The organism is Rathayibacter sp. AY1F4 (assembly GCF_002931775.1).
Taxonomy (GTDB): Bacteria; Actinomycetota; Actinomycetes; order Actinomycetales; family Microbacteriaceae; genus Rathayibacter.
In genome coordinates this window covers 25,493-50,754 of the sequence record NZ_PSVE01000014.1, presented here as the reverse complement: position 1 = coordinate 50,754, position 25,262 = coordinate 25,493, and the positions used below count along the sequence as shown (strand labels likewise).

Genomic DNA, 25,262 nt, shown 5'->3' with positions numbered 1-25,262 from the left:
CGCCCGGTGTCCCTCCGTGACCTCCGGTGTCCCTCCGCGACGCCCGGATCGGGGAATGCCTCGCCCCCGGGGCTGTTGGCCCAGGGGATGTCCTCCACCACTCCCGTCCCCCCGTCCGACTCCCGCAGCGCCCTCGTCGTCGGCGCGACCGGCATCGGCGGCTCCGCCCTCGTCGACCTGCTCACCGAGCAGGGCTGGCCGGTGACCGCCCTCTCGCGCCGCCCGATCGACGCGCGCCCCGGCGTCACTCCGCTCGCCGCCGACCTGCGCTCCGCCGAGGACCTGGCCCGCGTGCTCGCCGACCAGCGCCCCACGCACGTCTTCTTCACCGCCTGGTCGCGCCAGGCGACGGAGGAGGAGAACATCGCGGTCAACGGCGGCATGGTCCGCGACCTCCTCGCCGCGCTCGCGCACGCTCCCGTCGAGCACGTCGCGCTGGTGACCGGCCTCAAGCACTACCTCGGCCCGTTCGAGGCGTACGGGCAGGGCGCGATGCCCGACACCCCGTTCCACGAGGAGGAGGAGCGCCTCGACGCCCCGAACTTCTACTACGCGCAGGAGGACGAGCTCTTCGCCGCGGCCGGGCGCGCCGGGTTCACCTGGTCGGTGCACCGTTCGCACACGGTCATCGGGCACGCCGTCGGCAACGCGATGAACATGGGGCTGACCCTCGCGGTCGCGGCGTCGATCCACCGTGCCGAGGGCACCCCGTTCGTGTTCCCCGGCTCGCTCACGCAGTGGAACGGACTCACCGACATGACCGACGCGACGATCCTCGCCGAGCAGATGCTCTGGGCGTCGACGTCGGAGGCGGGCCGCGACCAGGCCTTCAACGTGGTCAACGGCGACGTCTTCCGCTGGCGCTGGATGTGGACCCGGATCGCTGAGCACTTCGGCGTCGAGCCGGTCGGCCCGGGGGAGGAGCCGCAGCCGCTCGAGCAGCAGATGGCCGATGCCGAGCCCGTCTGGCGGCGCCTCGTCGACGAGCACGGGCTGATCGAGCCCGACCTCTCCCGCGTCGCCTCCTGGTGGCACACCGACGCCGACCTCGGCCGGAACCTCGAGGTCGTCACCGACATCGGCAAGTCCCGCCTCGCCGGCTTCACGGCGTTCCACCGGACGGTCGACTCGTTCACGGCGCTCTTCGACCGCTACCGCTCGGAGCGCCTGATCCCCTAGCCCGTCGGCCCTCATCCGTCGCCGCTCCGTCGTCCGCCGGACACCCCGTCGACACCCCTCGTCTCCCCGCCGTGCCTAGCGTCACGGCATGGCGGCGAGCGGATGATCGAGCGGGTGGACCCGTTCCTGGGCACGGAGGCGACCGCGCTCCCGGAGCCGACCGGGCTCGCAGCGACGTGGTGGTCGCCGAAGCCGCAGATCGGGAACACGCACCCCGGAGCCACCTACCCCCTCGGCATGGTGTCCGCGTGCTCCTACTCCGGCGCCTATCCGACGGGCTACGGCCGCTACGACCTCGCGCTCGAGGGGGTCCCGCCGACGCTCCACGACGGCCTCGAGGCGAGCGGATTCACCCACTTCCAGCAGTCGGGCACCGGCGCGATCCGCAAGTACTACAACTACCTGCGGGTCACGCCGATGCTCGAGCCGCTCGACGAGCTCGGGCGCAGTTGGGCCCTCGAGGACGAGGTGGCGGAGCCCGGCTACTACGCGGCCACCCTCTCCTCCGGCGTGCGGGCCGAGCTCACCGTCGGGCCCGCCTCCGTAGTGCACCGCTACACCTTCCCCGAGCACCGCAGCGCACGCGTGGTGATAGACCTCTCCCTCGGGGGTCTGGCGATCCCGAGCGGAGCGACGGTGCCGCTGCGCGCGCAGCTGCACTCGATCTCGCCCGGAGTCGCGGCCGGCGAGGTCGTGATGGAGGGGGCGCCGCTCGCGGTGCACCTGGAGTGCGACGCCCTGCAGTGGCGGCAGATGCTCTGGTACGACCGCCGGCTGATGCCCGGCGGGACCCGGCTCGACTTCGACCACATCCGTCCCACCACGCTGCGCCCCTTCGGGCTGATGTGGGCGGGACCCAGCACGGCAGGGCAGACCGTCGAGCTCCGGATGGGCTTCTCGCTGCGGGGCACCGACCGCGCCCGCGAGAACCTGCATCGCGACGTCCCTCCTGCGGGCACCGGGTTCGACCAGCGCCGCGATCGCACCCGCAAGACGTGGCGGAAGCGCCTGCGCACGATCGCCGTCGACGCCCCGTCCGCCGAGCGCGAGACGGTCTTCTCGACCGCGCTCTACCACTCGCTGATCAAGCCGTGCCTCGCTCCCTCCGAGAGCCCGTTCTGGCCGGCGGACGGACCCTTCGTCTTCGACATCAGCACGATGTGGGACATCTACCGCACTCAGCTCCCGCTGCTCACGATGCTGCTGCCCGAGCGGGCGGTCGAGATCGCGGCTGCGCTCCTGACCATCTGCGAGGAGGAGGGCAACTTCCCGATCGGCTACCGGATGGCCAAGGGCAGCGACCGGTTCTCGCGCCAGGGCAGCGCCCTCGCGCACACCTTCCTCGCCGACCTCTGCCGGCTGGGGCTGCCCGGCATCGACTGGGACGCCGCTCTCGTGCACATGAGCGAGGACCTCAAGCGGATGTACGGCGAGGAGTTCCTCGCCGCGGGGGAGGCTCACCCGATCAGCCACACGCTCGACCTGGCGCACGGCTACTGGTGCACAGCGGTCGTGGCCCGCCACGTCGGCGATCTCGAGCTCGCCGAGCAGCTCGAGGAGCGCGCCGCGCAGTGGGTGAACGCGTTCGACCTCCGCTCCGGCCTGCTCAAGGACTCGACGTACTACGAGGGCACCCGCCACAACTACTCGTTCCGCCTGCTGCACGACATGGCCGGGCGCATCGCCCTCAGCGGAGGGGACGAGGGCTTCGTCGCCCAGCTGGACGAGTTCTTCGGCTACGGAGCCGAGCCGGTCGTCCAGCTCGGGCTGCGCCCCGAGCGGAGCGAGATGCTCGCGGGAGCCGAGCTCGGACGCTTCGAGGGGCTCAACAACGAGCCCGACATGGACTCGCCGTGGGCGTACCACTACGCGGGACGGCCCGACCGGACCGCCGAGATCGTGCACGGCGTGCTGCACCAGCGGTTCGGAGCGGGCCGGGGCGGCCTGCCGGGGAACGACGACTCCGGCGGCCTCAGCTCCTGGTACGTGTGGGCGAGCCTCGGGCTGTTCCCCGTCGCCGGGCAGGGCCTGGTGCTGGTCAACGCGCCGAGCTTCGCGCGCGCGTCGGTGGCGATCGGAGGGGCCGACTTCGAGATCCGGACCACCGGCTTCGTCGAGCCCGAGCCGGGCGGGCCGGTCCAGTACGTGCAGTCGGCCGAGTTCGACGGCGCGCCCCTCCTGACGAGCGTCCTGACCGCGGCCGCCCTCCATCGCGGCGGTGAGCTGCTCCTGCACCTCGGTCCGGAGCCCTCCGACTGGGGGACCCTGCCCGAGCACCGGCCGCCCTCGTGGCCGGCGCGCCGGCACTGAGCCCCGCTCGCCGTCACCCCCGCCACCACCGACCCCGCGCGTCCGGCCTCCGCCGCCGCATCCGACCGACGACCCCTGAAGGAGACCCATGGACCAGAGCACGCACGCGAACACCGTGCAGAACAGACTCGTCATCGTCGTCCGCGCCGATCCGGTGATCTGCGGGCACTCCGTCGAAGCGCGCAATCTCGCCGAGACCGCCCGGGAGCGCGGATTCGACGAGGTCCGGATCGTCACCTGGCCGATCGACCGGCTCGAGGCCGCGGGCCTCCCGCTCAAGCCGCTCGACGCCGTGCTGCCCTACAGCGACGGCATCGTCGTGGAGCGGCCGGGACCCGTGGGCGACTACAAGGTCCCGGACGGCCGCTGGCTGGCCGGGATGACCGGACGCCTGATCGAGCTGTTCACCGACGGCGTCCCGACCGTGTGCCTCTCGCTCTACCTGAGCCCGCACACGCTCGTCGTGGCCGACGCCCTCCGCGCCGCCTGGAGCACCGGACTCCCCGTCGAGGTCACCACGATCGCCGAGGCCGTCGGCTCCGACGTCACCAACGTGGTCCGCCGGGCGGTGGAGGAGGGCCGGCTGGGCGCCGCCGCCCACATCCTCTCCTCCTACCTCTCGCAGGACCACTGCGTCGCGGTGTCGGAGTACACGCGCGACCTGATCATCGAGGAGGCGGAGCGCGTCGACGCCGCGCACGGGACGCGCTTCGCTCCGCAGTGCCGGGAGCGCATCGCCGTGTCCTACCCGGCGATCGACGCGGACGCCTACCTCGACCTCGACCCCGGCATCGTCGAGGAGGTCGTGCGGGCCCGCGGACTCCGGACCGACGGCTACGTCCTCTTCCTCTCGCGCCTGACCGAGGCGAAGGGCGTGGAGGACCTCATCACGGGTTACGAGCGCAGTGCCGTCCACGAGCGCCACGAGCTCGTCATCGCGGGTCGCGGTCCGCAGGAGGCGGAGCTGCGCCGGATCGCGGCGGCGTCGCCGCTGGCGCACCGCATCCGCTTCCTCGACGACGTCGGCGACGCGGAGAAGCCCTTCCTGATGGCGGGCTGCGCGGCGTTCGTGCTCCCGAGCAAGCCGCGGCCCGAGTTCGTCGAGACCTTCGGCATCGCGCTGGCCGAGAAGATGCTCGCCGGGGGCGGCCCGATCATCACCACGCTGACGGGCGGCATCGGCGAGGCGATCGGCGAGCACGCCTTCGTGACCCCGGTCGACAGCCCGGACACGATCGCCGCGCTCCTCGACCACGCCGTCCTCGAGCTCAGCGCCGACGATCGCGCACGCCGAGCGGCGGCCGCCCGGGAGTACGCCCTGCAGTTCGATCGGCGGGTCGTGTTCGACCGCCTCTTCGCCCGCCTGGCGCGGCCCGCCGTGGCGACGGCGGCGCTCTAGCGGCGGGAGTCGGGAGAGGCCGTCGCTTCGGCGCCCCTCGCGATGAGCACGTCCGGCGAGAGCTGGTGGCGCACGAAGCGGAGCGTGAAGCTGCGGCGGTCTCCTCCGGAGACCCGCTCGGCGAGGACGCGGATGCCGAGGACGGCGACGACGCGCCACTGCTCGGTCTCGTGGGCGACGACGGCGCAGAAGAGGTCGCCCGGGCGCACCTCGTCGACGGTGGTGGTGAGGCTGTTCGTTCCGTGGGTCATCTGGCCGCTCCTGGTTCCGGCGGACCTCGCGGACGGCGCTTCGGGTGCGCCGCGCAGCCGTCCGCCGGTCGCTCGAGAGGGGGGCCCGAGCGGCCGGCGGCCGGTCATGCGTGCGACAGCAGGGACGAGCCCGCCGGAACGACCCCGTGCCGCAGGAGCAGTGTAGGACTGCGACCCTGACCGTGGCGCGGAATGTCAACCACTTGCGAGCGCGCTCCCGGGGTTCTCAGCCCCGCAGACGACGGAACCCGCCTCCCGGGCGGGAAGGCGGGTCGTGTCGGTGTGCGGCGGTGGAGCCTGATCGGGAGCGGCTCCGGCGCGGAGGGTCAGGCGGCGGGCTCGGCGCGGCGCAGCGGGACGGCGGCGTTGCTCGTCGGCTCGGGCACGATGCGGAGGCCGGCGCCGCTGTTGGCGCGCTCCATGAGGGCCTCGACCCACTCCGGGTTGATCGTGGGCTGGCGGCTGCCCTTGAACTCGAACTGGATCGGGATGGTCGGGTGCATCCACACGCCGCGGCGGCCGGTGCCGGCCTGGGGGCTCGCGTCGAGGGTGAGCAGGAAGCGCTCGTCGCGGCGGAACTTGTTGATGATGACGATCTGGAGGTGGGCGAGGGCGCGGTCCTCGACCTCGATGGCGGCGGGGGGAGTGCCGTACAGGATGTTGCCCATGGTGTGCTCCGATCTGACGTGCGAGTGGCTGACGTCCGTCACTCTATATCGCTAGAAAGACTTCCTACTAGTTGAGCTAGCTACTTACGTCACGGAGTGCGTTTTCTGTCCATCGCCGCCGGACGACTCGATTCTCCGACGAATCCGGGGCGCGGCAGAAGGCCCTCGGAGTGAACTCCCGGGGACGAGCGGTCGCGGCGGTGGGGACGCCGGTCAGGCGCGGCGCTGCTCCAGCACGCCGTCGGCGTACTCGCCGATCGGCTCGCCCGCGAGCTCCTGGGCCGCGTCGACGGCCTCGTAGTCGGCCGGGCGCTCGACGATGTCGCGCATCGTCTGCAGGAAGCGGATGACGGTCCCGGCCTCGGAGGAGTTGAGCGTCTCGGCCGCCTCGAGCATGCGGCGGTGCATCTCGTCGAGCGTCTCGCGCACCTCGCGGTGGGAGGTGGGGGTGGCGACGATGCGGATGGCGCGGCGGTCGCTCGGGTGCGGCTCCCGGACCACGTGCCCGCTCTTGACCAGCCGGTCGATGAGCACGGTCGTGGAGGCGGAGGAGATGCCGAGGTAGGAGGCCAGGTCCTTCGGGCTGACGTGCACGCCCTTCTGCTGGCGGCGCATGAGGAACTGCACGGCCAGCAGGTCGTTCTCGCCCATGCCCATCGATCCGCGGGTCCGGCGGCGCATCGCGGCCTCCGCCGTGCGGAAGGCGCGCATCGCGGCGAGGACCTCCACCGCTCCGGGCTCGGTCGCCTCACCCGAGAACCAGAAGGCCCCGGGTCGCTTCGGCGTGACCTCATCCATGCCGAACAGTCTAGACAGTCTTGTAGCAAGAAGATCTAGTCAAGCCAACCTCCCCCGAGGTGCTTGCTCGAAAGGGCGGCGACCACTACGAAGGGACTACTAGTTAGACGAGCTAGTGACTCATTCGAGAAGGGAGCTGCCCGTGCTGGACGAACTCGACCGCCTGCAGCCGCTCCCCGCCGACGTCGTGGATCCGCTGGTCGGCTCCACCCTGGCCGGTCGCTACCTCGTGCTCGAGCGGGTGGGGGAGGGCGGCAGCGCCGTCGTCTACCGGGCCCGCGACCTCCGCCTCGCCCGCCAGGTCGCGGTCAAGGTCCACCGCGACGTCCCGGACACCCCGAACGAGCGGGCGCGTCGCGAGCGCGAGATCCGCTTCCTGATCGACTCGCGTCACGCCTCGGTGGTGGACGTCCTCGACCAGGGCGAGATCCCCGGCGAGGAGGGCGACCTCGCGTTCCTCGTCCTCGAGTACTTCGACCGCAGCGATCCGGCGGCCGACTGGTTCGTCTCCGGCGATGAGCGGCTCATCGCGGAGGTCGGCGCCCAGGTGGCCGATGCTCTCGCGCACCTGCACGCGCAGGGCGTCCTCCACCGCGACGTGAAGCCCGAGAACGTCCTCGTCCGCTCGCGCGCCACCGCATCCGGCTTCTCCGCGCACGAGGCCAAGCTCAGCGACTTCGGGATCGCCCGCTCGGTCGACGACGCCCGGCTCACCCGCTCCGACGTGCTGGTGGGCACCGCCGCGTACCTCAGCCCCGAGAGCCTCGGCTCCGGCCCGGTCGGACCGGCGTCCGACGTCTACTCGCTCGGGCTGGTCCTCCTCGAGGCAGTCTCGGGCCGCAGGGCCTACACCGGCACGACGCTCGAGATCTCGATCCAGCGCCTCCACCACGCGCCCGTCGTCCCGGAGTCGGTCCCGGCGGAGTGGCGCGAGCTGCTGACCGAGATGACCGCTCTCGACCCCGCCGACCGCCCCTCCGCCGAGGAGGTGGCACGTCGGCTCTGGGCGCGCCTGGCCGGCGGCCCCGCGGCAGCCCCCTCCCGCAGCGGAGTCACGGGCACGGTCGCCCTGGTCGCCGCGGGCCTGGTCGGCGCGGTGACGGCCCTCTCGCTCACCGGCTGGCTGGGCTGAGCGCCCCGAGCGGTCCCCGTCCGCTCAGGTTCCTCGCGAGCGTGCTCCCGTAGGCTCCGGGCGACCCTCGACCGACCCCGAGCCGCGTCGCCGCGGACCGAACGGAGCCGATCCCATGAGCCCGCGCCGCCTCTTCCGCCTGCTGTCGATCGTCGAGGCGGTGACCTGGACTCTCCTGATCGTCGGGATGCTGCTGAAGTACGCGGCCGGTGCCGGCGACTGGCCGGTGAGCGTCGCCGGACCGATCCACGGGTTCGCGTTCCTCGCCTACGGAGCCGCGGCCCTGGTGCTCGCGGTGAACCAGCGGTGGTCGGCGGGCGCGACGGCGCTCGCCGTCGTCAGCGCGGTCGTGCCCTACGCGACGGTCCCGCTGGAGCGCGGCTTCGAGCGCCGCGGCCTGCTGGAGGGGCCCTGGCGGACGCATGCGACGGACGACCCGCGCGACCGGCGCGTGACGAGCCGGCTCCTCCGCTGGGCGCTCGCGCGGCCCGTGCTCGCCGGGGCGCTGGTCCTGGCTCTGGTCGCCGTGGTCTTCGCGGCGCTGCTGGTGGTCGGCCCGCCCGGGGGCGGCGAGGCCTGATCCCGCGCGCGGCGCGCCTCAGACGGGGCGCGTCTCCGCGTCGATGAGGATCTCGGCGGCGCGACGCGCGTGCAGGGCGGCCTCCGGGGTTCCGGCGATGGCCGCGGTGGTCTGGGCGCCCTCGGCGAGGATCGCGAGCTGCGCGGCGAGCTCGGCGCCGCCTCCCGCCTCCTCAGCGAGGGTCGCGAGGAAGCGCTGGAACGTCTCCTTGTGGTCGCGCGCCATCTCGGCGACCATCGGGTTCGACGAGCCGAGCTCCCCGAAGGCGTTGATGAAGCCGCAGCCGCGGAACGAGTCCTCGGAGAACCAGTCGAAGAGGAAGTCGTAGATCGCGAGCAGCTTGCCGCGAGGTCCGTCCGCCGCGGCGACCCGGGTGGTCACGCCGAGGGTCCACTGCTCGTGCCGGCCGTGCAGGACGGCGACCACGACCGACTCCTTGCTCGGGAACTCCGAGTAGAGGCGCTTCAGCGAGACGCCCGCGGCCGTGCGGAGCTCGTCCATCCCGACGGACTGGATGCCGCGCTCGTAGTAGAGCCGGTCGGCGGCCGCGAGGATCGCCTCGCGGGGAGGGCGCTCGTCGAGGATCGGGGACATCCCTCCATGGTAGGCGGTACCAGAACGGGCGTTCTCGGTCGGCGGCCGCGCTCTCCGCAGGGGGGTCCGGGGGCCGGACGCTGCTGCTAGCGTCGCGCTCGGGTGCACGGGCGCCCGGGGACGGGAGGCGGACGCATGGTCGTCGCGATGCAGGCCGAGGGATTCGACGGGCCGGAGGCGCTGCGCGTCGTCGAGGTCGATCCGGGGGAGCCGGCGCCCGGCAGGGTGCGGATCGCGGTGCGCGCAGCGGGCGTGAACCCGGCCGACGCGAAGCTCCTGCGCGGGATGTTCGGGCGCGGACGGGTGCCGGTCCGGCCGGGCAGCGAGGTCTCCGGAGTCGTGACCGCGGTCGGCGAGGGGGCCGAGGGGCCGCTCGGACCGATCCGCGTGGGCGACGAGGTCGTGGCGTTCCGGGTCTCCGGCGGCTACTCCGCCGAGCTGGTCGCGCACGCGAGCGCGGTCCTGCCCAAGCCCGCCGGACTCGGCTGGGCGGCGGCCGCGGGCCTGCTGCTGGCCGGGACGACCGCCGAGCACCTCGTCGAGGCCACCCGCGTCTCCTCCGGGGACACCGTCCTGGTGCACGGGGCGAGCGGAGCCGTCGGCTCGCTCGCTGTGCAGCTCGCGGTCGCCCGCGGAGCACGGGTGCTGGGCACCACGAGCGAGCGCGGCGAGGAGGTCGTCCGCCGCTTCGGCGCGGAGCCGGTCCGCTACGGCGCCGGGCTGGAGGAGCGCGTGCGCGTCCTGGCCCCCGGCGGCGTCGACGTCGCGCTGGACACGGCGGGCACCGACGAGGCGCTGGACGCCTCGGTGGCTCTGGTCGCCGACCGCTCGCGCATCGCCACCGTCGCCGGCTTCGAGCACGCCGCCCGCCTCGGCGGCATCCTGCTGCTCGGCGGCGGACCGGGAGCCGATCCCGGCACTGCGCTCCGCGACGCCGCCCGGCCGGGCCTGCTCGACCGCGCCGGTCGTGGGGAGCTCGAGGTCGTGCTCGCGCCCTCCTTCCCGCTGACCGAGGCGGCCGCCGCGCTCGCCCTCGTCGAGTCGGGCCGCGCGCGCGGCAAGACGGTCCTGCTCCCCTGAACGAGACGTCCTCCCTCGACCTGCCGGCCCTCGGGCCCTTCGACTCCGCCGGCGCCGCGAGCCTCCTCCGCAACCACGCACTCCCCGGAGTGGAGCGGGTCTCGGCCGACGGCCGGCGCCTGGAGCGCCTGCTCACCCTCGACGGGGCGCCGCGGCCGATCGCGCTCGAGGTGACGGAGACCGGGCTGCGGGTGGATGCGGAGCCGGACGTGCTGACGCCGGCGGCCGCGGTCGTCCGAGCCTGGTTCGACCTCGACTCCGACGTGGTGGCGATCGGCGCCGAGCTCTCGCGGGACCCGCTGCTCGCCCGCTCCGTCGCGGCCCGGCCGGGGCTGCGCGCGACGCAGTACCCGGAGGCGTTCGAGGCGGCGGTGATGGCGGTCCTCGGCCAGCAGGTGTCCGTCGCCGCGGCCCGGACCTTCGGCGGACGCACCGCCGCGGCCTTCGGCGCCCCGGGGGAGCGCGGTCTGCTGGCGTTCCCCGCACCCGCCGCCCTGCTCGCGCCGGAGTTCGAGGCGCTGCGCTCAGCGATCGGGATCACCAACGCCCGGGCGCGGACGGTCCGAGCCGTCGCCGAGGCCTTCGTCGCCGGACCCGTGCTCGACCGCGCGGGCGACCTGCCGGAGCAGCGGCGCGCGCTCCTCGCGATCCCGGGCATCGGGCCGTGGACGGCCGACTACCTCGCGCTCCGGTTCCTCGGCGATCCGGACGCCTTCCCCGCCGGCGACCTGGTGCTGCGGAAGGCGCTCGGCCGGGTGAGCACGGCGGAGGCGGAGGCGGCGTCGCAGGCGTGGCGGCCGCACCGGGCGCACGCGGCGTTCCACCTGTGGGCGAGCACCGGAGCGGTCTGAGCGGACGGACGACCCGAGTCGAGAGTCCGCGCCCGGACCGGCGGCCGGGACCGGTCGCCGACGGATCAGGTCAGGTACTCGACGTCGTCGTACAGGATCGGCGCGTCCTCGGCGTCCGGATCCTCGACCGGGACGTCCTCGTGCTCGAGGATGACCGCGACGCCCGGGGAGACCAGCACGCAGACCTCCCGCTCGCCGGCGACCGTGAAGCTCACCATGTCGCCGCGGTTGCGCACGGCCTCGACCAGGCGCTTCTCGAGCTCCTCGGTGTCGAGGGAGACGGCGAGGAGGAAGCGGCGGCCGTCGATGCTGAGCGTGGTGCGCCGCATCGTCGCCTCGGGCTCGGGAGGCGTGCCGCGTCCGCCGCGGCCGGGCGTGACCGCCTTGACCCGCAGCGACGAGGCGTGCATCCGGATGACGGCGTTCACGAGCCCGCCTCCGGGCGCGACTCGTGGTGGCGGCGGCCGCCGGAGCGGCGGTCCTCCTTCATCTCGGACTCGAACAGGTGGCGGCGTCCGCCGGCGAGCTCGTCGCGCGCGGCGCGTTCCTGCTCCCGGAACGCGGCGTAGTAGGTGTCGTCGTAGTCCTCGACGATCTGGAAGGTCCAGCGCCCCTCGATGACGTTGCGGCCGACGAGCTCGGCCTCGATCCGCTCGGCGGTCGCGGCGTGGCCGGCCTCACGCAGCGCGTCGACGGCCTCGCCCAGAGCGAGGTCGGCTGCGCCGGTGAGCCGGTGGAAGCCGTAGAGCAGACCGCGGGCGTGCTCGACCGTCTCGAGCGCCTCCGAGAGCTTCCCGAGCGCCGCCACGGTGGCGTCGTCGAGACCCTCCGGGCGCAGGTGCGCGGAGTCGGGGTGGTCGTGTGAGCTGCTCATCCAGGTGAGCTTAGGCCGACCTAAATGCTCTGTGACCCCCTTGCGCCGCCGCCGGGAATGGTTCGTGCCCGGAGCGGCAGGGCGGTCAGGTGCACGTCGCGGAGCGCTCCGTCGTCGGCGACGGCGGTCAGGAAGGTGCAGGCCGGCTGGCGCCTCCGATCCGTCGGGGAGCCCGGATTGAGCAGGCGGAGACCCGCCGGGGAGACGGTGTCCCAGGGGATGTGGCTGTGCCCGAAGACGAGCACGTCGGCACCCGGATGGGCGGCGTCGGCGCGGGTCTCGCGGCCGGTCGCCGCTCCGGTCTCGTGCACCACGCGGACGTCGAGGCCGGCGACGCGGGCGCGCGCGACCTCGGGCAGGCGGGCGCGCAGCGGCTCCGGATCGTTGTTGCCCCACACGGCCAGCAGGAGCGCCGCCCGCTCCTCCAGCGCGTCCAGCGTCGAATCGTCGACCCAGTCGCCCGCGTGCACGACCAGGTCGGCCTCGTCGACCGCGCGCCACACCTCGTCCGGGAGGGCCTTCGCCCGCTTCGGGAGGTGCGTGTCGGCGAGCAGGAGGAGGCGGACCGGACCGTCGACCTCGGGCGGAGCGCCGTCGCGCCCGGCCTGGAGCAGGGGCATCAGCGGGCGGGGCCGGGCGTCGGCTCCACTCCGCCGTCGGCGCCGGGCTCGGTCGCGGTGCCGGAACTGCGGAGGCGGGCGTCGAGCGCCTCGAGGTCGGCGGCGAACCAGAGGTGGTCGCCGCGGTTCGACTCGACGACGAAGGCCTGCAGCGCGCTCGACTCCGCGACCGGCCCGCTGACGTCGCCGAGGATCACCAGCCGCTTGCCGTACGAGACGAACTTCTGCACGAACTCCCCGGCGATCCCGGAGCGCAGGCGGAGGAATTCGGGGTCCAGCCGCACGACGGGCACCACGATCGTCTCGACGTCGCCGCCGTAGGTCTCGCCGATCAGCGCGATCGCGTCGTCCGGGGTCGAGAGCGCGCCTCCGTCGTCGTCGACGAGCAGGAGGGGGACGCCCTGGCGGGTCTCGGTTCTCATCGGGCCAGCCAATCACGTCGGCCGGGGAGAGGCGAGCGGTGCCGTCCGGGCCTCCGCTCGGGGCGTCCCCTCCTGCGCCGGTCGTGCTTGCGGGGACACGCCGATCAGGCGTCCGGACGGGCTGCCCGCGCCGCCGCTACGAGCCCGGCAGCTCGACGCGGCGCTTGAAGCCCACGTGCGAGTCGACGAAGCCCAGGCGCAGGTAGAAGCGGTGGGCGTCGGTGCGGGCGGCGTCCGAGGTCAGCTGGACGAGCGGCGTGCGGAGCTCGATCGCAGCGACGTCCAGCACCCAGCGCATCAGGGCCGTGCCGATCCCCGCCGACCGCTCGGCGCTCGCCACCCGGACCGCTTCGACGAGCAGGCGGGAGCTGCCCCGGCGCGCCATCCCGGGGATCACGGTCAGCTGCAGTGTCCCGACCACGGCTCCGGCGCCGTCCACCGCGACCACGAGATCGTTGCCCGGGTCCTGCGCGATGCTCCGGAAGGCGGCCTCGTAAGCGGCCTCGTCCTCGTCGGCGGCGACGTCTCCGCGCCCGGCGCTGATCGGGTCGTCGGAGAGGAGCCGGACGAGCGAGGGGAGGTCGTCGAGCACCGCGCGGCGGAGGAGGAGGAGGCTCCTCTCCCCGGGGCCGGCGTCGCAGGGGAGGGTCAGGTCGGCGATCATGCCCTCATCCTCCCTCTGCTCCACGGCGGGAGCGGTCGTCGGAGGCGGGCAGGACGCGGCTGAGAGCGGCAGGGGGATCCTGGTGCCCGGTCCGCACGTCCACGCGCCGCGTCCCGCAGCCGACGCAGCGGACGTACACGACGACGCCCTCGCTGGTCCTGTGGGCCGACTCGGTCGTCCAGCCGTGCTCGTGCGGATCGACGGCGGGGGCGAGCGGCTCGGAGGGGTGCGGGGAGGGAGTGGAGGTGCGCATAGGAGTCACTGTGCTGTCATGGTCTTATGCAGCTCAACCCTTACGGCGAGTACGCGGTCCTGCTCGCCGCCTCCCTCGCGAACGACTGGCCGTCCGACCGCGCGGGCATCGAGGCGCGCACGCGCGAGTTCGGCATGACGATGGCCTTCGAGTCCGGCCCGGACGACCACGCCAGGACACGCGACGTGATCGACGAGTGGCTGGAAGTGGTCGACGCGCCGACTCCGAGCGACCGGGCGACGTCGCTGAACCGCCAGATGGCCGCGATCGCCGCGTACCCGCGCCTGACCGACCACGACGACGAGGGCTGGCACCTGCACTACCGCGACCAGGACCAGTCCCTGGCGCACGTCCTCCACGCCGTCATCGCGGTCGGCACGGCGCTGCACCTGACGACCCGGGGGATGAGCCGCCTCCTGCGGTGCGAGGCCGGTCGGGCGCCGGGCGACCACTGCAGGAACGTCGTCGTCGACGTGACGCGGAACGGCCGGCAGCGGTACTGCTCCGTCCGCTGCGCGAACCGGGCCGCGGTCCGGCGGCACCGCCTGCGGCACGCGGAGTGAGTCCGCGCGGCCCCGTCACTCCGCCGCGTCGCCGCCCGGCTTCATCCAGAACGGGGAGTAGTGGTAGCCGTCGAGGTCGTCGAACTGGCGCTGGTACATGAAGGGGTAGTCGTCGGTGTCGCCGATCCGGCCGCCCGCGGCGGCGGCCCGCTCGACGAGCTCGTCGACGGCCGCGCGGCTGTCGAGGTCGAACGAGACGGTCACCTTCGAGGGGGTGCCGGGGGCGCCGATCAGCTCCTCGGTGGCGCCGACGCTCTCGTACATCGCGCGGCTCGCGAGCATGACGGACGTGCCGGGACCGATCGCGAAGCAGGAGACGTCCTCGCGGGACATCTCGGCGTTCAGGGTCCAGCCCAGCGCGGTGTAGAAGGCGGTGGCGCGCTCGACGTCGTCGACCGGGCAGGTGATGAAGAGGCTCATGCGCTCACCCTCGCCACCTGCGGGCGGGCCGTCAAGAGCTCCGCGAGGGAACTCCGGACGGCCCGCCGGGACTCAGCGGAACGACCGCAGCCGCAGGCTGTTCAGCACGACGAAGACGCTCGAGAACGCCATCGCGGCGCCGGCCACGAGCGGCCCCAGGAGTCCGGCCATCGCGAGCGGGATCGCGGCCACGTTGTAGGCGAAGGCCCAGAAGAGGTTGCCCCGGATGACCGCGAGGGTGCGGCGCCCGAGGCGCAGGGCGTCGGGCACCCGGCCGAGGTCGTCGCCGACGAGCGTGATGTCGCTCGCCTCGATCGCCGCGTCCGATCCGGCGCCCATCGCGATCCCCACGTCCGCGGCGGCCAGCGCGGCGGCGTCGTTCACACCGTCGCCGACGAAGGCGACGTGGCGGCCCTCCGCACGGAGGCGCTCGATCACGGCGAGCTTCTCCTCCGGCAGCACCTCGGCGACGACCTCGTCGATGCCGACGGCCGAGGCGACGGCCTGCGCCGCCCGCGGGTTGTCGCCGGTCAGCACCATCACCCGCAGGCCCCGCTCGCGCAGGGCGCGGACGGTGCGGGACGCCTCCGGCCTCGGCTCGTCGCGGAGGACCGCGAAACCGCGCAGCGCCCCCTCCCAGCCGACGCCGACGACGGTGCCGCCCTCGGCGGTCGCTCGCTCGGCTCGCTCGGCGAGACCGCCCGGCGCGAAGTCCCACTGCTCCTCCAGCCAGCGCAGCCGGCCGGCGACGACCAGGCGGCCCTCGACCCGGGCACGCACGCCGAACCCGGTGCTGGAGCGGAATCCGGTCGCCTCGGGGACGTCGAGGTGCGCGGCCCCGGCCACGATCGCCGCGGCGAGCGGATGCTCCGACCCGCGCTCGACGGCGGCGAGCATCCGCAGGCTCTCGTCGTCGCTGGACTCGACGACCTGGAACGCGCCGGTGGTCAGCGTGCCGGTCTTGTCGAGCACGACCGTGTCGATGCGGCGCCCGGCCTCGAGCACCTCCGGCCCGCGGAGGAGGATCCCGAGCTGGGAGCCGCGGCCGGTGCCGACGAGGACGGCGGTCGGGGTGGCCAGGCCCAGCGCGCACGGGCACGCGACGACGAGGACGGCGACGGCGGGAGAGACGGCGGCGGCGAGGTCGGCGCCGGCGATCAGCCAGCCGGCGAGAGTGGCCAGGGCGAGCACCACCACGACCGGCACGAAGACGGAGGAGACGCGGTCGGCGAGCCGCTGGACGCGCGCCTTGCCGGCCTGCGCGTCCGAGACGAGGCGGCCCATCCGCGCGAGCGTGGTCTCGGAGCCGACGCGGTCGACGCGGACGGTGAGCAGGCCGTGGGCGTTGAGCACTCCGCCGGTCACGGTCGAGCCGGGGCCGACCTCGACCGGCACGCTCTCGCCGGTGAGCATGCTCGCGTCGATCGCGCTCGAGCCCTCGAGCACGGTGCCGTCGGCGGCGACGGTCTCGCCGGGGCGCACGCGGAGGAGGTCGCCGACAGCGAGCGAGGACGCGGGCACGCGCTCCTCCTGTCCGTCGGCGGCGACGCGCACGGCGTCCTTCGCGCCGAGGCGGAGGAGCGCCCGGAGCGCCGCACCGGCGTCGCGCTTCGACCGCGCCTCCAGGTAGCGGCCGGCCAGCACGAGGACGGGGACGGCGGCGGCGACCTCGAGGTAGATCTCGTCGTGGCCGGAGCGGCTGCCCAGCAGCTCGAACGGCATGCTCATGCCGGGCCGCCCCGCGTCGCCGAGGAACAGAGCCCAGACCGACCAGGCGAAGGAGGCGCTGACACCGAGGCTGATCAGGGTGTCCATGGTGGTGGAGCCGTGCCGCAGCGCCCGCCAGGCGTTGCGGTGGAAGGGGAGCGCGCCCCAGACCGCGACCGGTGAGGCGAGGGCGAGGCACAGCCACTGCCAGTTCGCGAACTGCAGCGGCGGGATCATCGAGAGCAGGACCACCGGCACGGCGAGCAGCGCGGAGACGCGGAGCCGGGTGCGCAGGGCGCGCCGCTCGCGGTCGTCGTCGCTCTGCTCCTCCTGCTCCTCCGTGGGAGCCGCCTCGCCGGTGGAGGGGACCGACGCGCTGTAGCCCGCGGCCTCGACGGCGGCGATCGCGTCGGCCGGAGTCGTGCCGGGCGGGAGGGTCAGCGTCGCGCGCTCGAGGGCGAGGTTGACGGTCGCGTGGACGCCGGGGAGCGCGTCGAGGCGCTTCTCGACCCGCGCGACGCAGGAGGCGCAGGTCATCCCTCCGATGGCGAGCTCGAGCGGGGTGCCGGTGGTCTCGGTCACGTCAGCTCAGGGGAGCGAGGCGGTAGCCCGCGTCGGCGACGGCGGCGGCGATCTCCTCGCGGCCGAGCGGCCGGGAGGAGCCGACCGTGACGGTCGAGACCCCGTCGGGGGCGAGGGACACGTCGACCGCCGAGACCTCGGGGTAGGCGGCGAGCTCCTCGGTGACGCTGCGGACGCAGTGCTCGCAGGTCATGCCCGCGACGCCGAAGCTCTGCACGGACGCGGCCGACAGGGAGCCCTGCGCCGGGTGGCCGCCATCGGAGCGGCCAGAGCCGTGGCCGCCGCACGCGCAGGCGCCGCCTCCGCCGCAGCCGCAGCCTCCCGTCGATCCGCTCGCGGTCAGGCCGAGGTCGATCCTGGTGCTCATGGGTCCTCCTATGTCGTGCGTCCGGTCCGGTTTGGTCGATCGGCCCGGTGGGCGTCCGGTTGGCACGCCGGTCACGGCATACCCCCGGGGGGTACTCCATGGTAAGCCTGCCGAGCCCTCTCGGCAAGGCGGGAGGGCGGAGGGGGGATGATCTCAGGGGCGGCTCGGAGCCGCGCGAGGAGGGAGGGGCGCATGGATCCCGCATCGACGCCGCACTGGGGCGAGCCCCCGCCGCGCACGCCGCCGGCGGTCCCGCTGCCCCCGCGCACGCGGTTCGAGCCGACGGCGCTGCTCGCCGCGCCCCTGCCCGCCCCGGCCGCCATCCGGGCCCGGGTCCGTCAGGCCGCCCCGGAGCGGCAGCGCCGGCTGGCGGCGCTCGCCGCGGTCACCGAGGGGTTCGCCGTCCTGCGCACTCCCGAGCTCGCCCGGGCGCTGCGCCGGATCGCGGCACCCGCCTCCGCCGCTCCGGCCGCCGCCGCCGCGGTGCTGGCCGTCGGCCGCGACGGACTCGAGCTCGCCGCCGAGTTCGCGGACGCCCTGCGCATCGCCGAGTGGGATCGGATCGTCTCGGTGGGCGTCGGCACCTCGCCCTCGGGTGCCCACCGGGTCCGCGCGCTGGTCCTGGCGGTCCTCGCGCCGCCGCCCGCCTCCGCCGTCCTGCGTGCGGCGAGGCGGCGCCCGCGCACCGTCCCCGTGCCCCTGGTCGTCGCCGCCCCGGCCGCCCTCGGCTGGCGCGTGGCCGACGACCGCACGTTCCTCCTCGCTCTCGACCGCCTCCAGCGCGCCCTCGAGGAGCGTGCCCGGTGAAGGCGCGGTTCCGCTTCGCCCTCGCGGCCGTCGCCGTGCTCGGCCTGGGCCTGGCGCTGCGGTTCGTGCTCACGGGGCTGCTCGCGGACCTCGCCGGCGGAGTGGCCTACGTCGTCCTGGTGGCGCTGCTGATCGCGGTGCTCCTGCCGCGCATCCCGGGCGTGACGGCTGCCGGGATCGCGCTGGCCTGGTCGATCGCGATGGAGCAGCTGCAGGCGATCGGAGTCGCGGGGCGCCTGGTCGAGCTGTGGGCGCCGCTCCGCCTCGTCGTCGGCACCACCTTCTCCTGGCTCGACATCGCGGCCTACGTCCTCGGCGCGGTCGTCGCCGCGGCCGTGCACCTCGCCGTCGCCCCGCGCGAGCAGTCCGCCTGACGGGAGTCCGCGCCCGGCGTCTCCCGCTCGCCTCGTCAGCGGGGCTCCCGCGGGGCGTCCCGGCGTCCGCCGAGGCGCCGGCCCCGCCCCCGGGCCACGGCCGAGGTGTCCCTGCGCTCCCCGAGGCGCCGCCGTCCTCGCGGTGCCTCGCCGGCGGACGCGGTGTCTCGGCGGAGCAGCGACGCCGGCCGCCGGAGCGGCGCGGTCCCTCCGCCCCCGCGCCCCTGATTAGGGTGAAGCCATGAGCGAGCCGGTACTCCCCGAGACGACGGCCCCGCGGGCCTCGGCCCCGCACGACCACCGCCGCGACCGGCGCATCCCCGAGCCGGTCGACCGGTTCGCCACCGGCGAGGAGTACCCCGAGTACCGCGTCGACCTGGAGCGGATCCGCTTCTCGCCCTACTTCGCCCGCCTCTCCGCGGTGACCCAGGTCATCTCGCCCTCGGGCGTCGGCCAGGTCGTGCACAACCGGCTCACGCACTCGATCAAGGTCACCGCGGTCGCCCGCGCGATCGCGATGCAGCTGACCACCACCGATCCCGCCCAGCGCGAGCTGGTCGAGCGGCTCGGCGGCTGCGACCCGGTGGTCGTGCAGGCCGCGGCCAGCGCGCACGACCTCGGCCACCCTCCGTTCGGCCACCTCGGCGAGCAGGCGCTCGACCGGCTCGCGCGCGAGCGGCTGGGGCTCGCGGAGGGCTTCGAGGGCAACGCGCAGTCGTTCCGGATCCTCTCCGAGCTCGACGTCTGCGAGACGGTGGAGGTGGGGCTGAACCTCACCGCCGCCTCCCGAGCCGCCGTGCTCAAGTACCCGTGGGGGCGGACGGTCCACCGCCCCGGCATCGACTCCGCCGACCCGACCGAGCTGCCCCGCGGCTCGACCGCCAGCCGGTGGGAGACCGCTCCGCCGAAGTTCTCGGCGTACACGCTCGACCTCGACGACCTGCTCGACGCCCGCTCCGGCTTCACCGCGATCGCCCCCTGGCAGCAGACCCTCGAGTGCTCGGTGATGGACGTCGCCGACGACATCGCCTACTCGCTGCACGACCTCGACGACTTCTACCGCGCGGGAGTGCTGCAGCAGGCGGCCGTCGCCGTGGAGTTCCGCGCCTTCCTCCGCGAGCAGAACGCGCTCGCCGCCCTCGACGCCGAGGAGCTGTGGGCGCGGGCACCCGGGCACTCGCTCGAGATGCTCCGCCGGAGGCTCGTGGCCCGCGACCCGTGGATCGCGAGCGACGAGCACTTCCGCGCCTCCGTGGAGCGGGTGTCGACCGAGCTGGTCGAGGGGCTCCTCGCGCTCCCCTTCGACGGATCGACGCGCACCGAGCGCGCGATCGAGGCCTTCGTCTCCTCCTGGATCGGCCGCCTGCAGCGCTCCGTGGTGGTGCTCGCCGAGCCGAACGTCCGCTCGGGCCACCTCTCCCTCCTCCCCGACGCCTGGCACGACGTGGCCGTGCTGAAGTTCGTGCACACGCGCTTCGTGATCGACCGGCCGGACTTCGCCACCTACCAGCGCGGCCAGTCGCAGGTGCTCGAGACGCTGGTGACCCACCTCGACGCCTGGCTCGAGGACCCGCGCGACGGCTCGCGGGCCCCGCAGAAGCTGCTCGACCTGATCGAGCTCGCGACCGACGGCTACTTCCGCCTGCGCGCCGACCACCCCGACTGGCTCCCGGCGGACGAGCGCGGCCGGCCGACCTCCGACCCGGCGGCGCTGCAGCGGCTCGGCCGGGGGCGCGGTGTGGTGGACTACGTCGCGACCCTGACCGACGAGCAGGCGATGGCGCTCGCCGCCCGCCTCCGCGGCGATCGCGAGCCGTGGGCGATGGGGACCTGACGCCCAGGCGGGTGGGTTGACACCGCGCGTCGCGTGTGGCCTCGGCGGCTCCTCGCCCGTCGTTCCGGGGGAGGAGCCTCCGCCGGGCCCCCGAGGACGCGTTCCGCGACCGCCCAGCGGGCGTCCAGGAAGCGCAGCGTGAACGACAGCGTAAAATCGCGGAGGCACATGCCAGGATCGACAACTCGACAGGGAGTTCCGTTGGACGGAAACGCAACGACCACGCACCGCAACGTCGCATTGCTGTCCGTCGCGACCACGCTGGCTCCGCGCGTGACCACCTCGGCCGAGATCGAGGCGCGGCTCGCCCCGGCGCTCAAGCGACTGCGGCTCCCCACCGGGCTCCTCCAGCGCGTCGCCGGAGTGCACGAGCGCCGCAACTGGGGCACCGAGCAGGGCTTCGACGGAGCGGCGATCGACGCGGGCAAGCGCGCTCTCGCCGAGGCCGGCGTCCGCGCCGACCAGATCGGCCTGATCATCAACACGTCGGTGACCCGCAAGCACCTCGAGCCCTCGGTCGCCGTGCGCCTGCACCACGGGCTCGGCCTGCCCTCGTCGGCCATCAACTTCGACATCGCGAACGCGTGCCTCGGCTTCGTCAACGGCATGACCCTCGCCGCGCAGCTGATCGACTCCGGCCAGATCCGCTACGCGCTCATCATCGACGGCGAGGACGCCGACGAGATCCAGGTCAACACCATCGAGCGCCTGAGCCGCGAGGGCGTCAAGCGCAAGGACTTCATGAGCGAGTTCGCGAGCCTGACCCTCGGCTCCGGCGCCGCCGCGGCCGTCCTCGGCCCGGCCGACGAGCACCCCAAGGGCCACCGCATCCTCGGCGGCATCACCCGCGCGGCCACGCAGTTCAACGAGCTCTGCGTCGGCAGCGTCGACGGCATGTTCACGGACGCGAAGGCGCTGCTCAAGGGCGGCATGGAGCTCGTCCTCTCGGCGTGGAAGGAGGCCACCCGAGACTGGAACTGGAGCGGGATGGACCGCTACATCACGCACCAGGTGTCGGACGTGCACACCGACGCCCTGGTGAAGGCCGTCGGCATCGACCGCAGCCGCGTCCCCACGACCTACCCCACCCTCGGCAACGTCGGCCCGGCGTCGATCCCGATCACCCTGGCCCAGGAGGCCGAGACCCTGCAGCCCGGCAACCGGGTGCTGCTCATCGGAGTGGGCTCGGGCATCAACACCGCGATGCTCGAGATCGCCTGGTGACCGCGCCCCACCCGGCCGAGCGGATCCGCGGAGCGCTCGGCTCCACGGCAGCGGCGCAGCTGCCCCCGGCCGGGCTCGACGGGCTCGATCCCGCGTGGTCGCGCCTCGTCGACGCTCCGGACGCCCAGGGCGTGCCGCGCCGCTGGCACCTGCTCGACACGGGCGAGGCCCTCGGCACGGAGCCCGTCGGCACCGTCCTCTGCGTGCACGGCAACCCCACCTGGTCCTACCTCTGGCGCCGCCTCGCGGCCGCCACGCTCGAGTCGGCCCGCCGCGGAGGCCCCGCCTGGCGGGTGGTCGCTGTCGACCAGCTCGAGATGGGCTTCTCCGAGCGGACCGGTGCCCTGCACACGCTCGCGGACCGCGTGCGCGAGCTCTCCGACCTCACCGACGTGCTCGGCCTCGACGACGTGGTCACCCTCGGCCACGACTGGGGCGGAGTCGTCTCGCTGGGCTGGGCGGTGGACCACCCGGCGCAGCTGCGCGCCACGATGCTCCTGAACACCGCGATCCACCAGAGCGCCGACGAGCCGATCCCGGCCCCGCTCCGGCTCGCGCTCGCCTCGGGCGTGCTCGGCGCCTCGACGGTCGGCACGCCGGCCTTCCTCGAGACGACCCTCGCGCTGGGGCACCCCGCGCTGCCCCCCGCGGTGAAGGAGGGGTACCGCGCGCCCTACCGGTCCGCGTCGCGCCGCGGCGGAGTGGGCGGCTTCGTCGCCGACATCCCGGTGGACTCCGCCCACCCGAGCGACCCGGAGCTGCAGCGCATCGCCGAGGGCGTCAGCGCCCTGACGACGCCGGCCCTGATGCTCTGGGGCCCGCTGGACCCGATCTTCTCCGACCGCTACCTCGACGACCTCGTCGACCGCCTCCCGCACGCGCAGGTCCACCGCTACGAGGGAGCGGGCCACCTGGTGGCCGAGGACGTCGACTACGCGTCCGCCGTCCTCACCTGGCTGGGCGACCTCTCCGACGGCGAGGAGCCGTTCGGCGGCGACCCCGCCCCCGACGTCCGCCGCCCGACCGCGCCGGTCGAGCCGCTCTGGGCGCATCTCGACCGCAATGCGCAGGACGACTCGCTCGCCCTGGTCGAGATGGCGCCTCCCGGAGGCGGCGGGCCCCGCTCGGTCTCGTGGCGCCTGCTCTCGCAGCGGGTCCGCGAGCTCGCCGCCGGGCTCCGCGCCTCCGGCGTCTCCCCGGGCGACCGCGTCTCGCTCCTCGTGCCGCCCGGCGCCGACCTGACGGCGCTGCTCTACGCGTGCCTGCGCATCGGAGCCGTCGTGGTCGTCGCCGACGCGGGCCTGGGCCTGCGCGGTCTCACCCGCGCGGTCCGCGGCGCCTGGCCGGATCTGGTGGTCGGCGCCCTGCCCGGCCTCGCCGTCGCGCGGGCCCTCCGCTGGCCCGGCGGCCGGGTCTCGACGCAGACCCTGCCCCGCGCCTCCGCCTCGGCTCTCGGGGTCGACACCTCGCTCGGGCAGCTGATCGAGCTCGGCCGCGCCGAGCTGGCCGCCGACCCGGAGGCGCTGGGCGAGGCGCCCGCCGCCGACGCCGTGGCCGCGATCCTGTTCACCTCCGGCTCGACCGGCCCCGCCAAGGGCGTCGTCTACACGCACCGCCAGCTCGCCGGCGTCCGCGACGCGCTCGCCCGCCAGTACGGGATCGGACCGGGCACCGGGCTCGTCGCGGGCTTCGCGCCCTTCGCCCTGCTCGGTCCCGCGCTGGGCACGCGCTCCGCCACTCCGGACATGGACGTCACCGCGCCCCGGACGCTCACCGCGGCCGCCGTCGCCGCGGCCGCCGCCCGGGTCGACGCGACCGTGCTGTTCCTCTCGCCGGCCGCACTGGCCAACGTCGTGGCCACCGCCGGCGCGCTCGACACTGACGACCACCGCGCCCTCGCCGGCGTGCGCACCTTCCTCTCGGCCGGCGCCCCCGTCTCGGCGGGACTGCTCGGCGAGGCGCAGGCCCTCATGCCGAACGCCTCCGCCCGCACTCCCTACGGCATGACCGAGGGGCTGCTGCTCACCGACGCGTCGCTGGAGGGCATCCGCGAGGCCGCCTCCGACGACGATCCGCGCGGAGGCGTCTGCGTCGGCGTGCCCGCCGCGGGCGTCCGGCTGCGGATCGCCCCGCTCGACGCCGACGGCCGCGCCGAGGACGAGCCGGAGGAGATCACCGGCACGACCGGCGAGATCGTCGTCTCTGCCGGTCACGTCGAGGACCACTACGAGCGCCTGTGGCTCACCGACCGCGCCGCCCGCATCGGCGCCGTCCCGGGTGAGCGCTGGCACCGCACCGGGGACGTCGGGCGGATCGACTCCGCCGGCCGCCTCTGGGTCGAGGGCAGGATGCCGCACGTCGTCGTCACGCCGGACGGCGTCGTCACGCCGGTCGGACCGGAGCAGCGGATCGAGGCGCGCGTCGCCCCGGTCGCCCGCGCCGCGATCGTCGGAGCCGGCCCGCGCGGAGTCGCGCAGCTGGTCGCCGTGGTCGAGCTGCGCTCGGGCGCGCGCCGCGTGGTGCTGGCCGAGGAGGCCCTCGCCGCCGAGGTGCGCGCGGCCGTCGGCCGGCCCGTCGCCGCGGTTCTCGTCGTCCCGGCGCTGCCCACCGACATCCGCCACAACTCCAAGATCGACCGGGCCGCGCTCTCGCGCTGGGCCGAGGGCGTGCTCGCCGGCGGCCGGATGGTGGCGCCGTGAGGGTCCTGGTCACCGGCGCGAGCGGCCTGCTCGGCGGTGCGGTGGCCGCGGGCCTCGTCGCCCAGGGGCACGAGGTCCGCACCTTCCAGCGTCGGCCCTCCGGGGTCGCGGGCGTCGAGGAGGCGCGGGGCTCCCTGACTGATCCGCGCGCGGTCGAGGAGGCCGTCGACGCGGCCGAGGGCGTCGTGCACCTCGCCGCGAAGGTCTCGCTCGCCGGCGATCCTGGCGACTTCGACCGCGTGAACATCGACGGCACCCGGCGTCTGCTCGCCGCCGCCGCCCGCGCCGGCGTGAGCCGCTTCGTCCAGATCTCGTCGCCCTCCGTCGCCCACTCCGGCTCCTCGATCACCGGCGACGACGCCGAGCCCGCCGATCCGGACCGGGCCCGCGGCGACTACGCGCGCACCAAGGCCCGCGCCGAGCTGCTGGCGCTGGCGGCCGACGCCCCGGGCTTCGCGGTGGTCGCCGTGCGCCCGCACCTGGTCTGGGGTCCGGGCGACACCCAGCTCGTCGCCCGCATCGTCGAGCGGGCGCGCGCCGGCCGGCTGCCGCTCCTCGGGCACGGCCAGGCGCTGATCGACTCCACTTACATCGACAACGCCGCCTCGGCGATCGTCGCCGCTCTCGGGCGGGCGGAGGAGGTGCACGGCCGCTCCTACGTCGTCACCAACGGCGAGCCGCGCCCGGTCGCCGAGCTGCTCGCCGGGATCTGCCGCGCCTCGGGCGTCGAGCCGCCGCGCTGGTCCGTCCCCGCCTCCGTCGCCCGCGCCGCGGGCTCGCTCGTCGAGCGCGTGTGGGCCGTGCGGCCCGGCGCCGATGAGCCGCCGATGACCCGCTTCCTCGCCGAGCAGCTCTCGACCGCGCACTGGTTCGACCAGCGCCGCACTCGCGCCGATCTGCAGTGGAGCCCGTCGGTCACCCTCGACGAGGGCCTGGCCCGTCTGTCCGCCGCCCGCTGAGGCGCCGGCTCCGGAGACGGAGAACGGACGGGACCCCGTCGCCGAGGCGAG

General features: G+C 74.6%; 27 protein-coding genes. 14 read left to right on the top strand and 13 right to left on the bottom strand.

Annotation, left to right across the window (positions count from 1 at the left end):
• Positions 1 to 87: 87 nt before the first annotated feature.
• The 3 genes from C5C59_RS10320 to C5C59_RS10310 all read left to right on the top strand — a co-directional run bounded on the left by C5C59_RS10320 (position 88) and on the right by C5C59_RS10310 (position 4,888).
• Entirely contained in the window at positions 88 to 1,179 is a 1,092-nt protein-coding gene (locus C5C59_RS10320) for an SDR family oxidoreductase (protein ID WP_104237804.1), read from the top strand.
• 114 nt (positions 1,180 to 1,293) lie between these two features.
• Positions 1,294 to 3,489: a glycoside hydrolase domain-containing protein gene (locus C5C59_RS10315; RefSeq protein ID WP_258062706.1), complete on the top strand. Its 2,196-nt coding sequence runs from the start codon at positions 1,294 to 1,296 to the stop codon at positions 3,487 to 3,489.
• A gap of 88 nt (positions 3,490 to 3,577) precedes the next feature.
• Positions 3,578 to 4,888 carry a glycosyltransferase gene (locus C5C59_RS10310; protein WP_104237802.1) on the top strand — a complete coding sequence of 437 codons (1,311 nt, stop codon included), beginning with the start codon at positions 3,578 to 3,580 and terminating at the stop codon, positions 4,886 to 4,888.
• Here the strand turns inward: C5C59_RS10310 and C5C59_RS10305 are convergent.
• From C5C59_RS10305 to C5C59_RS10295, 3 genes are all read right to left on the bottom strand, one after another.
• Positions 4,885 to 5,139, bottom strand: coding sequence for a hypothetical protein (locus C5C59_RS10305; RefSeq protein ID WP_104237801.1), 255 nt, complete (start codon positions 5,137 to 5,139; stop codon positions 4,885 to 4,887). The genes C5C59_RS10310 and C5C59_RS10305 overlap by 4 nt on opposite strands.
• A gap of 326 nt (positions 5,140 to 5,465) precedes the next feature.
• Positions 5,466 to 5,807 (bottom strand): ATP-dependent DNA ligase, encoded by a 342-nt coding sequence (locus C5C59_RS10300; protein WP_104224199.1) that lies wholly within the window; start codon positions 5,805 to 5,807, stop codon positions 5,466 to 5,468.
• Positions 5,808 to 6,020: 213 nt separating this feature from the next.
• A complete protein-coding gene (locus tag C5C59_RS10295) occupies positions 6,021 to 6,605 on the bottom strand; it encodes a MarR family winged helix-turn-helix transcriptional regulator (protein WP_104237800.1) in 585 nt (194 codons plus the stop codon).
• Positions 6,606 to 6,747: 142 nt separating this feature from the next.
• Here C5C59_RS10295 and C5C59_RS10290 point away from each other — a divergent pair, with 142 nt between their 5' ends.
• Entirely contained in the window at positions 6,748 to 7,737 is a 990-nt protein-coding gene (locus tag C5C59_RS10290; protein ID WP_181133448.1) for a serine/threonine-protein kinase, read from the top strand.
• A 115-nt stretch (positions 7,738 to 7,852) separates the two neighbouring features.
• Entirely contained in the window at positions 7,853 to 8,317 is a 465-nt protein-coding gene (locus C5C59_RS10285) for a DUF3817 domain-containing protein (protein WP_104225947.1), read from the top strand.
• Between the two features lie 18 nt (positions 8,318 to 8,335).
• On the opposite strand, the gene C5C59_RS10280 is transcribed toward C5C59_RS10285, so the two are convergent.
• Positions 8,336 to 8,911 (bottom strand): TetR/AcrR family transcriptional regulator, encoded by a 576-nt coding sequence (locus C5C59_RS10280; protein WP_104224170.1) that lies wholly within the window; start codon positions 8,909 to 8,911, stop codon positions 8,336 to 8,338.
• Positions 8,912 to 9,046: 135 nt separating this feature from the next.
• On the opposite strand from C5C59_RS10280, the gene C5C59_RS10275 reads away from it, so the two are divergent.
• Together C5C59_RS10275 and C5C59_RS10270 are read left to right on the top strand one after the other, a co-directional pair.
• Positions 9,047 to 9,991: an NADP-dependent oxidoreductase gene (locus C5C59_RS10275; RefSeq protein ID WP_258062703.1), complete on the top strand. Its 945-nt coding sequence runs from the start codon at positions 9,047 to 9,049 to the stop codon at positions 9,989 to 9,991.
• A complete protein-coding gene (locus C5C59_RS10270; protein ID WP_308470704.1) occupies positions 9,988 to 10,842 on the top strand; it encodes an AlkA N-terminal domain-containing protein in 855 nt (284 codons plus the stop codon). The genes C5C59_RS10275 and C5C59_RS10270 overlap by 4 nt, the downstream gene beginning before the upstream one ends.
• A 65-nt stretch (positions 10,843 to 10,907) precedes the next feature.
• Here C5C59_RS10270 and C5C59_RS10265 read toward each other — a convergent pair whose 3' ends face one another.
• The 6 genes from C5C59_RS10265 to C5C59_RS10240 all read right to left on the bottom strand — a co-directional run bounded on the left by C5C59_RS10265 (position 10,908) and on the right by C5C59_RS10240 (position 13,675).
• Positions 10,908 to 11,270 (bottom strand): hypothetical protein, encoded by a 363-nt coding sequence (locus C5C59_RS10265; RefSeq protein ID WP_104224172.1) that lies wholly within the window; start codon positions 11,268 to 11,270, stop codon positions 10,908 to 10,910.
• Complete coding sequence (locus tag C5C59_RS10260; protein WP_104224173.1) at positions 11,267 to 11,716, bottom strand: hypothetical protein; 450 nt, start codon at positions 11,714 to 11,716, stop codon at positions 11,267 to 11,269. The genes C5C59_RS10265 and C5C59_RS10260 overlap by 4 nt, the downstream gene beginning before the upstream one ends.
• Before the next feature lie 20 nt (positions 11,717 to 11,736).
• On the bottom strand, positions 11,737 to 12,336 hold the full coding sequence (locus tag C5C59_RS10255) for a metallophosphoesterase (RefSeq protein ID WP_104237797.1): 600 nt from the start codon (positions 12,334 to 12,336) through the stop codon (positions 11,737 to 11,739).
• Positions 12,336 to 12,758 (bottom strand): DUF4180 domain-containing protein, encoded by a 423-nt coding sequence (locus C5C59_RS10250; RefSeq protein WP_104237796.1) that lies wholly within the window; start codon positions 12,756 to 12,758, stop codon positions 12,336 to 12,338. The genes C5C59_RS10255 and C5C59_RS10250 overlap by 1 nt, the downstream gene beginning before the upstream one ends.
• Before the next feature lie 136 nt (positions 12,759 to 12,894).
• The gene (locus C5C59_RS10245; RefSeq protein ID WP_104237795.1) at positions 12,895 to 13,422 is read right to left on the bottom strand and encodes a GNAT family N-acetyltransferase; all 528 of its coding nucleotides are present in this window, start codon (positions 13,420 to 13,422) and stop codon (positions 12,895 to 12,897) included.
• Between the two features lie 4 nt (positions 13,423 to 13,426).
• Positions 13,427 to 13,675: a hypothetical protein gene (locus C5C59_RS10240; RefSeq protein ID WP_104233452.1), complete on the bottom strand. Its 249-nt coding sequence runs from the start codon at positions 13,673 to 13,675 to the stop codon at positions 13,427 to 13,429.
• 26 nt (positions 13,676 to 13,701) lie between these two features.
• Here C5C59_RS10240 and C5C59_RS10235 point away from each other — a divergent pair, with 26 nt between their 5' ends.
• Complete coding sequence (locus C5C59_RS10235; RefSeq protein WP_104233451.1) at positions 13,702 to 14,238, top strand: CGNR zinc finger domain-containing protein; 537 nt, start codon at positions 13,702 to 13,704, stop codon at positions 14,236 to 14,238.
• A gap of 15 nt (positions 14,239 to 14,253) precedes the next feature.
• Here the strand turns inward: C5C59_RS10235 and C5C59_RS10230 are convergent, their stop codons facing one another.
• The 3 genes from C5C59_RS10230 to C5C59_RS17580 form a co-directional block, all read right to left on the bottom strand.
• Positions 14,254 to 14,658, bottom strand: a complete 405-nt coding sequence (locus C5C59_RS10230) for a VOC family protein (protein WP_104225941.1) — start codon at positions 14,656 to 14,658, stop codon at positions 14,254 to 14,256.
• A 72-nt stretch (positions 14,659 to 14,730) separates the two neighbouring features.
• Positions 14,731 to 16,947, bottom strand: a complete 2,217-nt coding sequence (locus tag C5C59_RS10225) for a cation-translocating P-type ATPase (protein ID WP_258062702.1) — start codon at positions 16,945 to 16,947, stop codon at positions 14,731 to 14,733.
• Position 16,948: 1 nt separating this feature from the next.
• Positions 16,949 to 17,314 (bottom strand): heavy-metal-associated domain-containing protein, encoded by a 366-nt coding sequence (locus C5C59_RS17580; RefSeq protein WP_104237794.1) that lies wholly within the window; start codon positions 17,312 to 17,314, stop codon positions 16,949 to 16,951.
• Between the two features lie 192 nt (positions 17,315 to 17,506).
• Between C5C59_RS17580 and C5C59_RS17280 the strand changes: the two genes are divergently transcribed.
• The 6 genes from C5C59_RS17280 to C5C59_RS10195 all read left to right on the top strand — a co-directional run bounded on the left by C5C59_RS17280 (position 17,507) and on the right by C5C59_RS10195 (position 25,211).
• Complete coding sequence (locus C5C59_RS17280) at positions 17,507 to 18,121, top strand: hypothetical protein (RefSeq protein ID WP_181134877.1); 615 nt, start codon at positions 17,507 to 17,509, stop codon at positions 18,119 to 18,121.
• Complete coding sequence (locus C5C59_RS17275) at positions 18,118 to 18,495, top strand: DUF2809 domain-containing protein (protein ID WP_181134876.1); 378 nt, start codon at positions 18,118 to 18,120, stop codon at positions 18,493 to 18,495. The genes C5C59_RS17280 and C5C59_RS17275 overlap by 4 nt, the downstream gene beginning before the upstream one ends.
• A gap of 241 nt (positions 18,496 to 18,736) precedes the next feature.
• On the top strand, positions 18,737 to 20,329 hold the full coding sequence (locus C5C59_RS10210; protein WP_104237792.1) for a deoxyguanosinetriphosphate triphosphohydrolase family protein: 1,593 nt from the start codon (positions 18,737 to 18,739) through the stop codon (positions 20,327 to 20,329).
• Between the two features lie 168 nt (positions 20,330 to 20,497).
• Positions 20,498 to 21,553 (top strand): 3-oxoacyl-ACP synthase III, encoded by a 1,056-nt coding sequence (locus tag C5C59_RS10205; RefSeq protein ID WP_104225938.1) that lies wholly within the window; start codon positions 20,498 to 20,500, stop codon positions 21,551 to 21,553.
• Positions 21,550 to 24,252 (top strand): alpha/beta fold hydrolase, encoded by a 2,703-nt coding sequence (locus C5C59_RS10200; protein ID WP_258062700.1) that lies wholly within the window; start codon positions 21,550 to 21,552, stop codon positions 24,250 to 24,252. Before C5C59_RS10205 ends, C5C59_RS10200 begins: the two co-directional genes overlap by 4 nt.
• Positions 24,249 to 25,211: an NAD(P)-dependent oxidoreductase gene (locus C5C59_RS10195; RefSeq protein WP_104224184.1), complete on the top strand. Its 963-nt coding sequence runs from the start codon at positions 24,249 to 24,251 to the stop codon at positions 25,209 to 25,211. The genes C5C59_RS10200 and C5C59_RS10195 overlap by 4 nt, the downstream gene beginning before the upstream one ends.
• Positions 25,212 to 25,262: the final 51 nt, after the last annotated feature.